The organism is Aneurinibacillus danicus, assembly GCF_007991215.1.
GTDB lineage: Bacteria > Bacillota > Bacilli > Aneurinibacillales > Aneurinibacillaceae > Aneurinibacillus > Aneurinibacillus danicus.
Map to the genome: position 1 here is coordinate 1 of NZ_BJXX01000018.1, position 13703 is coordinate 13703.

The 13703-nt window shown below is 47.2% G+C and carries 14 protein-coding genes; 1 reads left to right on the forward strand and 13 read right to left on the reverse strand.

The genetic code is table 11. The features are described 5' to 3' along the window. Window positions 1-131: 131 nt before the first annotated feature. From ADA01nite_RS02165 to ADA01nite_RS02195, 7 genes are all read right to left on the reverse strand, one after another. Window positions 132-1136 (reverse strand): ArsJ-associated glyceraldehyde-3-phosphate dehydrogenase, encoded by a 1005-nt coding sequence (locus ADA01nite_RS02165; protein WP_146808260.1) that lies wholly within the window; start codon window positions 1134-1136, stop codon window positions 132-134. A 46-nt stretch (window positions 1137-1182) separates the two neighbouring features. Beyond that, window positions 1183-2223 carry a sugar-binding transcriptional regulator gene (locus tag ADA01nite_RS02170; RefSeq protein WP_146808261.1) on the reverse strand — a complete coding sequence of 347 codons (1041 nt, stop codon included), beginning with the start codon at window positions 2221-2223 and terminating at the stop codon, window positions 1183-1185. Window positions 2224-2357: 134 nt separating this feature from the next. Then, window positions 2358-2630 (reverse strand): glutaredoxin family protein, encoded by a 273-nt coding sequence (locus ADA01nite_RS02175; protein ID WP_146808262.1) that lies wholly within the window; start codon window positions 2628-2630, stop codon window positions 2358-2360. 19 nt (window positions 2631-2649) lie between these two features. Further along, window positions 2650-4053, reverse strand: coding sequence for an RNA polymerase factor sigma-54 (gene rpoN, locus ADA01nite_RS02180; RefSeq protein WP_146808263.1), 1404 nt, complete (start codon window positions 4051-4053; stop codon window positions 2650-2652). A 453-nt stretch (window positions 4054-4506) separates the two neighbouring features. Continuing rightward, window positions 4507-4848, reverse strand: a complete 342-nt coding sequence (locus tag ADA01nite_RS02185; protein ID WP_146808264.1) for a DUF2325 domain-containing protein — start codon at window positions 4846-4848, stop codon at window positions 4507-4509. 151 nt (window positions 4849-4999) lie between these two features. After that, window positions 5000-5842: an alpha/beta hydrolase gene (locus tag ADA01nite_RS02190; protein ID WP_146808265.1), complete on the reverse strand. Its 843-nt coding sequence runs from the start codon at window positions 5840-5842 to the stop codon at window positions 5000-5002. A 29-nt stretch (window positions 5843-5871) separates the two neighbouring features. After that, a complete protein-coding gene (locus ADA01nite_RS02195; protein WP_170230089.1) occupies window positions 5872-6120 on the reverse strand; it encodes a hypothetical protein in 249 nt (82 codons plus the stop codon). Between the two features lie 299 nt (window positions 6121-6419). Between ADA01nite_RS02195 and clpP the strand changes: the two genes are divergently transcribed. Next, entirely contained in the window at window positions 6420-7013 is a 594-nt protein-coding gene (gene clpP / locus ADA01nite_RS02200; RefSeq protein ID WP_146808267.1) for an ATP-dependent Clp endopeptidase proteolytic subunit ClpP, read from the forward strand. 242 nt (window positions 7014-7255) lie between these two features. Here the strand turns inward: clpP and ADA01nite_RS02205 are convergent, their stop codons facing one another. The 6 genes from ADA01nite_RS02205 to ADA01nite_RS02230 all read right to left on the reverse strand — a co-directional run bounded on the left by ADA01nite_RS02205 (window position 7256) and on the right by ADA01nite_RS02230 (window position 13523). Continuing rightward, window positions 7256-7516 carry an HPr family phosphocarrier protein gene (locus ADA01nite_RS02205; protein ID WP_146808268.1) on the reverse strand — a complete coding sequence of 87 codons (261 nt, stop codon included), beginning with the start codon at window positions 7514-7516 and terminating at the stop codon, window positions 7256-7258. A gap of 59 nt (window positions 7517-7575) precedes the next feature. Beyond that, a complete protein-coding gene (gene whiA, locus ADA01nite_RS02210) occupies window positions 7576-8523 on the reverse strand; it encodes a DNA-binding protein WhiA (RefSeq protein ID WP_146808269.1) in 948 nt (315 codons plus the stop codon). A 12-nt stretch (window positions 8524-8535) separates the two neighbouring features. Further along, window positions 8536-9501: a gluconeogenesis morphogenetic factor MgfK gene (gene mgfK / locus ADA01nite_RS02215; RefSeq protein WP_146808270.1), complete on the reverse strand. Its 966-nt coding sequence runs from the start codon at window positions 9499-9501 to the stop codon at window positions 8536-8538. A 9-nt stretch (window positions 9502-9510) separates the two neighbouring features. Further along, the gene (gene rapZ / locus ADA01nite_RS02220; protein WP_146808271.1) at window positions 9511-10389 is read right to left on the reverse strand and encodes an RNase adapter RapZ; all 879 of its coding nucleotides are present in this window, start codon (window positions 10387-10389) and stop codon (window positions 9511-9513) included. Between the two features lie 245 nt (window positions 10390-10634). Then, a complete protein-coding gene (gene trxB / locus ADA01nite_RS02225) occupies window positions 10635-11594 on the reverse strand; it encodes a thioredoxin-disulfide reductase (protein WP_146808273.1) in 960 nt (319 codons plus the stop codon). A gap of 216 nt (window positions 11595-11810) precedes the next feature. Beyond that, window positions 11811-13523 carry a tetratricopeptide repeat protein gene (locus ADA01nite_RS02230; RefSeq protein ID WP_170230091.1) on the reverse strand — a complete coding sequence of 571 codons (1713 nt, stop codon included), beginning with the start codon at window positions 13521-13523 and terminating at the stop codon, window positions 11811-11813. Window positions 13524-13703: the final 180 nt, after the last annotated feature.

The following is a 13703-nucleotide window of genomic DNA, read 5'->3' on the forward strand; positions in this document are numbered from 1 at the left end:
CTCATAATTTTCACAGAAAAAGGAGAGAATCCCTGCTCGTTCCCTCCCCTTTTTCATAACCGTTTATATTTTAGCTTCTCTATGGCTTTATTTGCAACATAATTCAATCAATCAGTCACACTTTTTCTTGCTTACAGACCTTTTTGAGCAACATAATTAATTAAATCGACCACACGATTTGAATAGCCCCACTCATTATCATACCAGGAAACAACTTTGACGAGGTTATCTTCAATGACCATCGTGGACAGCGCATCGACAATGGACGAGCGCGGATCACCATTGTAGTCGCGTGATACGAGCGGCTCTTCAGAATAACCGAGGATGCCTTTCATTTCGTTCTCGGACGCACGCTTAAGCGCCTGGTTAATCTCTTCCACCGATGCATTCCTATCCAATTCTACGACCAGATCGACTACCGATACATTCGGGGTCGGTACACGCATCGCAAATCCGTTCAGCTTGCCTTTCAATTCAGGAAGCACAAGCGCCACCGCCCGGGCCGCACCCGTGGATGTTGGAATAATGGACATGCCAGCCGCCCGCGCCCGGCGCAAATCTTTATGAGGCAAGTCGAGAATTTGCTGATCGTTCGTATAGGAGTGCACGGTTGTCATCAGACCGCGGCGAATGCCAAATTTCTCATGGAGCACTTTCGCAAACGGCGCCAGGCAATTCGTAGTGCAAGATGCGTTTGAGATGACATGATGGTTCGCCGGGTCGTATTTTTCCTCGTTTACGCCAAGCACGATTGTGATATCCTCATTTTTTGCCGGAGCGGAGATGATTACCTTTTTCGCACCGGCTTCAAGGTGCTTCGCTGCATCCTCCCGCTTCGTAAAGCGGCCCGTCGATTCTACGACCACTTCCACGCCCCACTCCTTCCAGGGCAAATTGGCCGGATCACGTTCGGCGGACACCTTGACTGTGCGATTCCCGATAATAATCGTATTGCCTTCCACGCGTACATCTTCATGGTACATGCCATGTACAGAATCGTATTTAAAGAGATGGGCCAATGTCGCTGCGTCCGTCAAATCGTTGATTCCTACCACTTCCACATTCGGATTCTGAAGCGCTACCCGCAGTACATTACGTCCAATGCGCCCAAAACCATTAATTGCAACTTTCGTCATACTTCATCTCCTCCTTATATTTCCAAAGCGCTCTATGAAGAAACGCTTATTCTTCTTCTGCCAATAAAGCGAGCATTCCACGCGCGGCTGCCTCATCGGTGACGAGCACATAATTGTGGCGGTTTCTTATATAAGAGAGAATTGCTTCCGCTTTACTCTTACCACCGGCAACGGCCACTACCGTATCTAATGTATGCACATTCTCCATCTGCATCCCTACCGTGTTCATGCGGTAGACCATTTCGCCGGAGCCGTTAAAATAGTACCCGAACACTTCGGAGACGGCTCGTTTCTCCCTTAGTATACGAACAATGCCGTCGCTCAAACCGCGTCTGCGTGACATTTCTTCTGCGGCCCCGATGCCGTGCACCAAAACTTTCGTCTGCTGAATCAATTCCAGCATCTTCGAAATCGTCGGATCACGCTGTACATTGCGCAACGTCTCTTCTTCCAAAATGTCAGGGAGATACAACTGACGATATGAGGCATTCAAGTTGCGCGCAATCCGGGCGGTAACCGTATTGGATTCCAGATCCACTTCATCGCCGAGCGCTCCGCGTGCCGGGACCAGCATGAGATTCCGCGCGTCCGCAGGCGGCTGTACATATTGAGACATGCGCGCCACAGAGCTTCCTCCGGCAACTGCAACCACTGTATCATCCGTCAGCACACGAGCTAATTCACCTGCTGCCTGCCGCGCCATATCGTCTTTTGTCCATTCGCTCTCATCCGTATCCCCGGGAACGATGACAACCTTCCGCACAGAAAGAAGACGGGCTGCTTCCGTCTCCAGTAGGCTAATTCCGCCTACCTCTTTCCAGAAAGGATGAAACGCTTCAATCATGTTTTCTCCATCGGGTGTAACGAACATACCGGCACGGTTTGAATCGATAAGGCGCTGCTCACGCAGAAACTCGACTTCCCGCCGGATAATCCTTTCCGTACTCTGCATCACTTCGGCCAGCGCACGTCGTCCGACCGGCTGCAATAAACGAATTTGACGTAGTATCTTATAACGGTTCTCAATGATCGTGACGACTTCAGGCGCCATCCGCTGAAGCATTGAAGTCCAATTCGATTCCGCCAACGCCCTCACCTTTCTTGGGACAAAAAGCGTCCCTATTAGATATTTTATGTCCCATTTAATTCACAAAAAATGCCTGTGTAAAATACAGGCATTTTTGCTGTCAGTTATCATTATACCAAGTTTTTTCATTTTTATCAACCGCGCTCTTTCGATCGGATTTCCAATTCTCGGCGCAGCCAGAGCTCCGTAACCTTAGAGACGAAGACTTTCTCCCCGTCAATATGTATGACGGGAATCAGTTGTCCATACGCATCTTCAAGCGCAGCATCCTGCGCGATATCTACCATTTCCAGCTCTACGGGATAGTCCCGGGCTACCCGTTCCACTTTTTCTTTGGCTTTGTCACACAATCCGCATCCTTCTCTTGTATAGATAACAATGCGGAATGGATTTTGCTGTGCATCCATGTCTTTTTTCCTCTCTTAATTAAAAACGCTTCCGTTTTGAAGATGAGTCGATATTCAACTCTTCCCGGTATTTTGCCACAGTACGACGGGAAATTTCAATACCTTCTTTGAGCAGCAGATCAGTAATCTTCTGGTCTGAGAGTGGTTTCTTCTTGTCTTCTGCATCCACCATAGCTTTAATTTTCTCTTTAATGGTCAGCACGGAAGAGGCTTCTCCACCATCGGCCCGGTTCAAACCGGTTGTGAAAAAATACTTTAACTCGAATAGTCCGCGCGGTGTTTGGACGTACTTATTGCTGGTTGCCCGGCTAATCGTCGACTCATGCAGCCCGACCTTCTCAGCGATATCTCTTAGCGTCATCGGTTTCAATCCGGCGGTACCTTTCTCGAAAAAGCTTTTCTGCTCTTCTACGATTGCCTGCGTGACTTTGTACAGCGTCATACGGCGCTGTTCGATACTGCGAATCAGCCAAAGCGCGGAATTGAGTTTATCCTGAATATAGCGCTGGGCCGGGTCCGCTTCATTCTTCTGTAGCATCTGCTGATAGAAACGATTAATGGTTAAGTTCGGCATACTCCCTTCGTTAACCATGACAATGTATTCGTTTTCCACTTTCTCTACATACACGTCCGGCACAATATAGCGCGGCGTTCCCTGCGCAAATTCAGCGCCCGGCCGCGGGTTCATCGTCCGTAAATAGTCGGCCGCCTGCTGCACTTCCTGCGGCGTTACACCAAGGGATGCGGCGATTTTTTGATAGCGCTTCTCCGCCAAATCTTCCAGGTGGTGCTCTACAATGGCAATCGCAAGCGTATGCTCCTCCGGCTCATCCCTGAGCTGGAGCAAAAGACATTCCGCAAGCGAGCGAGCACCCACGCCCACCGGCTCCAGCGTCTGAAGAAGCCAAATCATTTCTTCGATTTTCTCGACATTCGTATTCAGAATATCCGCAGCTTCCTTTTCTGAGATGGTAAGGTAACCGCTTTCATTCAAGTTTCCAATAAGGAAGTTCAGAATTCGCTTTTCAAGCGGCGTTACATTCTTGAGCATGGCTACCTGTTCAAGCAGATGCTCTTCCAGTGTTGTTCCTCCGGCGGAGATGAAATTGAACGGATCATAATCCTGGGCCGGAGCGCTTCCACGCTGGTAGTACGTATCATCTCCGGTAGCATTGGCGCGGATGTAATCTTTCCAGTCAATATCCGCTTGCTTGTTCGTTTCCTTCTGCATCGTCACGTCAGTCACCAAAAACTCTCTGTTCTTCTCAGATAAATCCAGAATCGGATTCTCAGTAACCTGCTGGCGCAGGAAATCGAGTAAATCGACGGTCGAGTATTGGAGAATGGTTATTGCCTGGCGCAATTCAGGTGTCATGACTAACTTCAACGTCTGCTGCTGGTATAAACCAAAACCCATTTGCATCGGGCATCACCTTCTTTTCTGTAAAACTTTTTCTCTTATTCATTATTATATAACAATTCGCAATAAATTTCTCTAGCAAAAATCCTGCCAATTATAAAAAATAAGGCGCAGGACATATTTCCTCTCTTTCTTTCCCCTGGATTATCGTGCTCCAGCTAGCTGTTTTATAACATACAAAAGAGCGGAAGCCTCTTGTATGCTCCCGCTCTCTTTCTGTGAAAATTATGAAGAAAAAAGGAGAGAAAGAGGAAATGAGATACAGGGAAGAAAAAGGCCTTCGCCTTTTTCCACATTGAAATCGCATCCTCATTCTTTTCTCTCTTTTCCTTCGTACCACATGGCAGGGGTTGTGGCTAATTGGCCATGGTGGTTTTGTTACGTATTGAATTTCAGTTATATTCATCACATCCGGTCGTCGCGGCCGGCTGCTAACCGTTGAGGATATATTACCTCCTACACCGTAGCTTGATATGAGCGGTTGCGCGCACATGGACGGGTGCAGCCTTCCCGCTGGCACGCAAGCATTTGTTCCAGACTGCACTCCAGGTGGCTGACCGAACGCTTTGCGAACACAATGGGGACGTCCCTCTTCTTGGCGTCCGCTTTGACCCGTTTGGCCAGATTGTGGTTTATGTAATCCGTAAACACGATAACTCCCTTTACGAGTTGCGGGAGCGTATAATTTTGATCTTTCTTTTTCCTTCCTGAAACATGAATGAGTTCTCCGTCCAACTTCTCTTCCAACAGGGCATTGATGTTTCCCAATCGATCCGCGCCAATCACTACGTATGCCATGATGCATCCCCTCCTTCATGTGTAGCTTTCGCTATTTGATTATCCTTATCATACCCTATTTGATAAAGATTATCAATATCAATTATTATTTATCTTCCATTACTAAAATGAGACGGCATTCTCTGCCGTCTCATCCGCTACCCTTTCATTTTTAAAAATGTTCCTTGAAAAACTTCGTCGTTACGTCAAGCGCTTCGAGAAATTCAGACGTATCCTCTTTGTGAGGATGCACCATATTAAACGTATGGCCCGCTCCGTCTACCCAGTAGAGAACGGCCTGCCGTGCATGTTCATTCAGGCTTTCCGCTCCTTTTACAAGCCGGGGGAAATCTTCGCGCCCCTGCACGATTAGCAGCGGTACGTTAAGCTGTGCCACGCAGTTCAGCAAATCATATTGACGGGCATTCACATCAATGTCATCCAGTACGACTTTTTCAATCGGCATTTTTTGTCCGGTTCGGCCGTTCATTACATAACCTACGCCCTCTTCTTCCACTTGCCTGCGCACGTCGGCACCAAAAATGTCCACATGGGCGATTCCGTTCCAGGTCGCAATCGCCCGAACATTCTCCGGATACGAAGAAGCGTAGAGAATGGTATCGCCACCGCCTTTGCTGTGGCCCATTATGCCGATTCGGTACGCATCCATGTGCTCCCCAAGCGGCAGGCCGCCATGTTTGACCTGCTGGATAAGAAAATCCAGATCGTTCAGCTCCTGCTGGTATGTATTGCGGCCAAACTTCTCAAGCTCGGTGAAGCTCTCCGGATCTTCACCCACTCCGTTGCCTGAGAAATTAAACGTAATGGCGACAAACCCCTGCTCCGCCATATATTCTCCAATGCGCGGGAACATACCCCAATCTTTAAAACCTTTGAAGCCATGACAAATAATCACGACGGGTTTTCGGCTGTACTCCTGTGCGTCATCCTTGATAAAAACGTCGCCACGAATGGTCAATCCTTCTTCCCTTACCAGTGCAAACGATTGTTTCAAGACAGATCCCCTCGCGTTCTGCTCATAGTTTAAGCGAAATGATCGGGAGCAATCTCCGGGTCGATATGAGCGGACGGCGCTCCCGTTTCGCGAATGTCAAGCACATGCCGGTTATAGACGATTAATTGCCTTCCTTCTTTGTATGTCTCGAATACAAAAGCCCGGTTTTTCAGCGTATAGAGAATGTGCCCTACGGCGCATACAAGCTCCCCATCCAAATCGCTGTACGTTAATTGTACCATTTTTCCGATATATTCATCATATTGCATTATGGTCATAACCCCTTTCACGTTGATAACTACATAGCTATGCAAAATTTTTTCTATTATCACACATTTATTTATATTATGCTCGACTTTCGACAAAGGTTCCTTTAAAGTCACATAAGTCGACAGAGTAAGGAAGAGGGGGACAAATTACAGTTAGTTATCATTATCTTGTCAAAACTCATGTTTACGATGATTAATTTCTGGGAAAAAAGCATATAACTGAAGAGAATATAGTACGGAGGTTCCATTTGACCTTTTTTGACCTTTAGTGTACTATATACATACAAACACGAGAGGAGGAAGTAGTAGTGAACTTAATCCCTACAGTTATCGAACAAACAAATCGTGGTGAAAGAGCATACGATATCTATTCTCGCCTTTTAAAGGATCGGATTATTTTCCTGGGTACGGGGATCAATGATCAAGTAGCAAATAGTGTGGTGGCCCAGCTCCTGTTTCTGGCCGCTGAAGACCCGGATAAAGATATCAGCCTGTACATCAACAGCCCGGGCGGCTCGATTACCGCAGGCATGGCGATTTATGACACGATGCAGTTCATCAAACCGGATGTATCAACCATTTGCGTAGGTATGGCTGCTTCAATGGGTGCGTTCCTCTTGACAGCCGGCGCACCTGGCAAGCGCTACGCGCTCCCGAACAGTGAAGTAATGATTCACCAACCGCTCGGCGGTGCACAGGGTCAGGCATCTGACATTCAAATTGCGGCGAACCGCATCCTGAAGATGCGCGACTCCTTGAACCGCATCATCGCGGAACGTTCCGGCCAACCGCTTGAGCGCGTAGAGAAAGACACTGACCGCGACTACTTCATGTCCGCACAAGAGGCTAAAGAATACGGCCTCATCGACCGTGTCATCGAAAGCCTCGGCAAAAAAGATTGAGACGTGCTGTAAAATCCGTATACTTACTTAAAAAAGACCTGTCACTCCCTGAGATGTGACAAAATGGGTGGGAATCCTTCAATATTCCCACCCATTTTCTTTGATAAAAGATTACATCAAAGAAGGACGTAACACTAAAAAATGTGCTTGCCCATCTGAAAAAACACAAAGTACAGAGTTTGATGTTAAGCCCAAATAAGCAAAAAGCCGACAGTCAGTCTATCCGTCGGCTTCTCCCCAAATTACTCTTCACGCTGTACCATTTGTACAAGGCTTTGTACTGCGTCTTCCGCATCAGCTCCTTCAGCGCTAATGGTAATCTCCACGCCGCTGCCGACGGCAAGGCTCATTACGCCCATGATGCTTTTTGCATTTACCTTCTTATTGTTTCTCTCAATAAATACATCTGCTGCATAGCGGTTCGCTTCCTGGACGAAAAAAGCAGCCGGCCGTGCCTGCAGCCCGGTTTTTAATTTAACAACAACACTTTCCTGCGCATGCATCTATGCTTCCCCACCCCCTGCTAAACTGAATTTGTTTCATTATAACATGATTATAGGGATTATTCCTGTGATTTTGCGTCATTTTCCCGCAATTTCGCCGCGATTTCATTAATTTTTCGCAAACGATGATTAATACCGGATTTGCTCACTTTCCCGCTGGGCACCATTTCACCTAATTCGGCAAGGTTCATGTCCCGATATTGCAATCGAAGCTCGGCCACTTCCCGCAACCTGTCCGGCAGATTGGCGAGACCAATGCGGCTGTCGATAAGCATAATGTTCTCGATCTGCTGCATTGCCGCGGCCACCGTCTTATTCAGGTTGGCCATATCGCAATTGTTCAACCGGTTGGCAGAGTTTTTCATCTCCTTAATGATACGCACATCTTCAAAAAAGAAAAGCGCTTGATGTGCTTCAATAATTCGCAGAAACTCGGCGATTTTCTCGCCTTCCTTAATATACATAATATGCCCCTTTTTCCGCTCAATACAACGGGCATTCAACTCAAAATAATTTGCCAGCTCTACCAAATCTTCACAATGCTCCTGGTGGGAAGAGAAAATCTCCAGATGATAACTGGATGCTTCCGGGTGATTGACCGATCCTCCGGCGAGAAAAGCGCCCCGTAAATAGGAACGCTTGCAGCATTCGTCTTTGATAATGTCGGGAGAAATTCCATAATGAAAGGTGCCTTCTTTCATGATATGAAGCTCTTCGAGAATTTCCCGTGCCTTCTGAGGGATGCGGACAAGGTAGACATTGTTTTTCTTCAGTCTCATCTTTTTACGGACAAGAAGTTCCGCGTGAATTTGAAAAATCTTTTTGATAAGCGAATAAATGCGGCGTGCAATTGCCGCATTTTCCGTTGATACGTCCAGCACGAAGCGCTTGCCGCCGAACTGCAGGGAACCGTTCATTCGGATTAACGCAGTAAGTTCCGCTTTATGGCAGCAATCCGCCGCTTCCAGCTGGGTTAATTCTTTTTTTGTCTGTGCAGCAAAAGACATGTAGCCACCACCTTACACTTTCGCGCCGATTACGTTCATGATAATTTCACTGAGCTTGGTAGCATCATGGCGTAAGAACTTATCATATACCAGTAAATTATCGGCAATAATATGGTATCCTTTTGCGGTCAGCTTTTCTTCGGAATAGGTTACCGGTTCAGATCCTTTCTCCGCATATAAAGCCCGTACTTCTTCACTAATTTCTCCGTTGTTTACAATAATATACTGAAACAAGGAGTTACCTACATGGTCATGAATGGCCTGGATGTGGTCTTCCGCCGTATAGCCGTCCGTCTCTCCCGGCTGCGTCATTACATTACAAATATACGCTTTGACGGCTTTGCTCTCTCGAATCGTCTGTACGATTCCAGGCACAAGCAAATTCGGCAGCACGCTCGTATAAAGGCTGCCGGGTCCGATAAGAATGGCATCCGCTTCCCGCAGTGCCTGGGTGGCCTCGGCAAGCGGCTTCACGCCTTCATCAATAAACACACGCTTAATCCGCTTGCCGGCTTTCGGAATGATCGATTCTCCGGACACAATCGTACCGTCCTGCATCTCGGCGTGCAACACGATGGAATGATTCGCCGCCGGCAGGACACGTCCACGGACGGCCAGCACTTTGCTGAGCTGTTCGATCGCCGTCACAAAATCACCGGAGCTAATCTCGGTCAGCGCCGCGATCAACAGATTGCCAATCGAGTGTCCGGCCAGTCCGCTACCGTTAACGAAACGATACTGGAGCAGACTCTCAAGCAACGGTTCGGTATCTGCAAGCGCAATCAACACGTTGCGCACGTCTCCCGGCGGCGGCATCTGTAATTCGGAACGCAGCCGGCCGGAACTTCCCCCGTCATCCGCTACGGTTACAATTGCGGTAATGTCAATCGGCTGCTTTTTCAAGCCGCGGAGCAGTACGGACAGTCCTGTTCCTCCCCCTATTACAACCACACGGGGGTTTTCTGTTTTTCTTTTCATCTTACACCTCTATGAGCGACCTCTCTCTATATCCCGATGCGTTACGCGAACATTGTATTGATCCTGATAACGCTGACCTAGATACTCTGCAATGGCTACAGAACGATGCTTGCCTCCGGTGCATCCGATACCGATGACAAGCTGGGCCTTACCTTCCTGCTGGTAATGCGGAAGCGTAAAATCGATAAAGTCCGTAAGCTTACCAAGAAACTCCTGCGAGACATCCCATTTGAACACATACTCAGATACTTCCGCTTCTTTTCCCGTCTTGGGCCGTAACGTTTCCACATAATGCGGGTTTGGCAGAAAACGAACATCGAATACGAGATCGGCATCGATTGGAATGCCGAATTTAAAGCCAAACGATTGAACGATGACTGTTAGATTCTGACTCATCTGGCTAAAAATCTGGCTTATTTTTTCTTTCAATAATACAGGCTTTAAGTGGGTCGTATCAATAATTAAATTAGACAGCCCTTTGAGTTCTTCGAGAAGGCGGCGTTCAGCTTTAATGCCGTCAAGCGGCAGGCCGTCCGGCGCCAGCGGGTGATTGCGGCGCGTCTCTTTATAACGCTGCACAAGCGTCTGGTCGCTGGCATCCAAAAAGATAATCTGGTATGTTATATTCTCCATCTCATGAACACGTTCCAACGATTCAGCCAGCGCGTCAAAGAACTCACGACCACGCAAGTCAATGACAAGCGCTACCTTCTGGATACGGCCTCCGGATTGATCAATCAACTCCGCAAACTTCGGAATGAGAACCGGCGGCAGGTTATCCACGCAAAAGAAGCCTAAATCCTCAAGTTTTTGAACGGCAACTGTTTTTCCCGCGCCGGACATGCCGGTAATAATCAGCAAGTTAATCTCATTCATCTGTTTTTCCATTATCTTATTCACTTCCTACCCAAAAAGATATCCCTCATGACAAACCCATTCTTTTCTTTTATTAAATCACATCCGCCCCGGTAATACAAAAGAGAACCAAGCGCCACCGAGCACAAAAAAAGAACGCAGACAACTCCTGTCTGCGCCAATCATTTTACTATTATAAAAGGGGTCAATTAATTATCTTTACTATACAGCTTCCATATTTCAGCAATGTTACAGCGCTGTTAAAAGTTTATGACCTTTTATTGCGTAACTTTTGATTGTTCCTGCAGCTTTTCGTTCAGCTCTTCTACATAGTGTTGAGCGGAAAGAGCAGCATCTGCTCCATCTCCCGTTGCGGTTACAACCTGACGCAGCGTCTTCTCCCGTACGTCACCGGCCGCAAAAATACCTGGTACACGGGTCGCCATGCGTTCATCCGTTTCAATGTAGCCTGCTTCATTGGTAATCCCCAGGTTTTTCGCTGCATCAGACAGCGGGTCCATACCTACGTAGATAAAGACACCATCCGTCTTAAATTCAGTTTCTTCACCTGTTTTTCTATTGTAGAGCAGCACTGATTTCACGACACCATCTCCGCGGATTTCTTTCACTTCCGTATCCCAGATGAAGTCTATCTTTTCGTTTTCAAATGCGCGTTTCTGCAGAATCTTCTGCGCGCGCAGCTCATCGCGGCGATGGATGATCGTTACTTTTGTAGCGAAACGGGTCAGAAATACGCCTTCCTCAACCGCGGAATCTCCGCCCCCGACTACAACCAGTTCTTTACCGCGGAAGAACGCACCGTCACATACCGCGCAATAGGAAACGCCACGACCGGAGAATTCTTTCTCGCCCGGCACACCCAGTTCGCGGTGCTCCGCACCGGTAGTGATGATAACTGATTTGGCTTTGAACTCTTTGTCTCCCACCTTTACGATTTTGTACGGGTTTCCATCAATAATCTCTTTAATATCGCCATACTGGTATTCAGCACCGAATTTTTTGGCATGCTCAAACATCTTGGTCGATAACTCCGGCCCCAGAATGGTCTCGAACCCCGGATAGTTCTCAATTTCTTCCGTGTTTGCCATCTGTCCGCCCGGAATTCCGCGTTCAATCATTAACGTGCTCATATTGGCACGGGAAGTATACACAGCCGCCGTCATTCCGGCCGGGCCGGCACCGGCAATGATTACGTCATAAATTTTTTCTTCGCTCATCATTACTACCTCCTAATCATATATATCTTTACCTCAAAAACCGAGGCTATACTCCACTCTATTCACTTAATCGAAGAAATTCGATTTAATGTCTTTATCATAGATCGAAATGAAAAAATTGTCTACCTCTGTATTATCAGCTATACATAAATATCCCCCGGTATGTACCGGGGGATTCCTCTGTTTATTTGACTTTTCATTGATTTGCGCCTTCATTTATTTCTCCTGTGAAAATACGAAGCAAACGGCACTGATCAGTTTATAGTTACGCGCCAATGAGGCAACGGACACTCCGTAACGCGCAGCTATCTCTTCCTGCGTCACGGCATAGTTGTGACGTCGGGCAACCGCATATTCAAGCGAAGCAGCCCAGGCTTCCTGTTTACGGATAACAGGCACATTCGGATATGCTTCGTTAAGATAAGCCAGCCATAGTGTCTGCGCTTCCTGTTGTTCTAGAAAATCGTAACGATCCTGCATATGGTCGCGCAAACACTCCGCCACCTGCTGCCACTTCTTATTCCACACCGGAAATTTCGGATTCACACTGAAAGACACAGACTTCACCTGGTGGCTAATCACCGCCTGATACGGCTCCTTAGCCCCCATCTTGCGCAGGACAAAAATCGCAACTTTTTTCAGATAGTCGTCCTCAGCCGGATTTATTAAGAATGCCCGCAACGCTTCTTCCACTTCTTCATCTGCAATATGTTCGAACGCCTGGATAACCTGGAGCTTGATGTCCTTATCCCCTAACCGGAGCGCCCATAACAGGGAGGAGCGAAGCAGCGGATTATTCTTCATTGCCTGACCGATTTCAGCAGGCGAATTTCCGATGGTTTCAAAAGAAAACTCATCCTGCAGCGGAATCTGATAGTGGTAAGAAGCTTTTTCAATCCCTCTGCCACCCTCTTTACGCTGCTGTATCTGCCTCAGATAGTAGGACGCCACGTTTTCTGACGGGTCAAGACGTTCAACCTTGCGCCATAACGCTTCGGCTGCATCCCACCTCCGGGTGTTGTATGCGGCTACCGCAGCATAGTGCAGCATATATAAATCACTCTGTCCTGCGTGGGAAATCATTTTTCGGAAGAGAAAATAAGCGGTTTCGTCTTCACCAAGAATGCCAAGTGTAGTGGCCAACTTGTAAGCGAGGTCAAAATGATACGGTACAATCTTTTTCAAAGTGATTAGCAGTTTATCAAGCTTATCCTGCTGCTGCAGGTGGGAGTAGAAAACAGCCAGATTACACAATCCATGAATATTGCTTGGCTCTTCTCTCAATACTTCCTGCACGGTTTCCATCGCTTTTTCAAAACGCCCCATATAGTAATAACACAACGCAAGATTATTGCGGGCGGCAATGAAGTCCGGATTTTCCCTTACTAACTTCTGTAAAAGACGTGACGCTTCATTAAACTTACCTTCTTCGAGCAAGCGGCGTGCCCTGTCATGCTGCAGCACCACCTCCAATTCTTCTCCACCCTCCGGATGACGTGGCATGTCCCGGAGATGAAATTCGACATAATCAAGCAAATCCTCAGCTTCTTCGCTATAGATAGAATCAGGAACGTTCTGTAAATACCGTAAAATATATTGTTCAGCCAATTCAAATTCCATCATGTTCGCGTAATTGCTAGCCAGATAAAAGTAACATTCATCTAATGAGGGGTCGACGTCCTCCAGTACATACCAGAGAATTCGATTCGAATCTTCATATTTGCCGAGTTCAGCCAGTACGCCGGCCATGCTGCAATAATATTCAGGATTGTTCGGCTCGAATTCAACCGCCTTGCGCAGGTAACGCAGCGCTTTTTGGAAATTGAGCTTGTCGAGGTAGCGCATTGCCCGCTCATAGTAGAAGTCCGCATCCATGTGAATCGGAACAATTTTGCTCTTCTTTTTTGGCGCGTATTGCTGCTTGGCCATATGTCCCTCCAATTTATCATCCTTATTGCTTAAGTATACCATATTCAAGAGATGGTTCACCATAAAACAAGCATCCAAAGTAAGAGGCAAATCTTCTATAAATATACACAAAAGCCGTTTCGCTAAACGAAACGGCTTAGATAATTAAGATGAGAGTCCACGCCTGACATACAAAGTAAA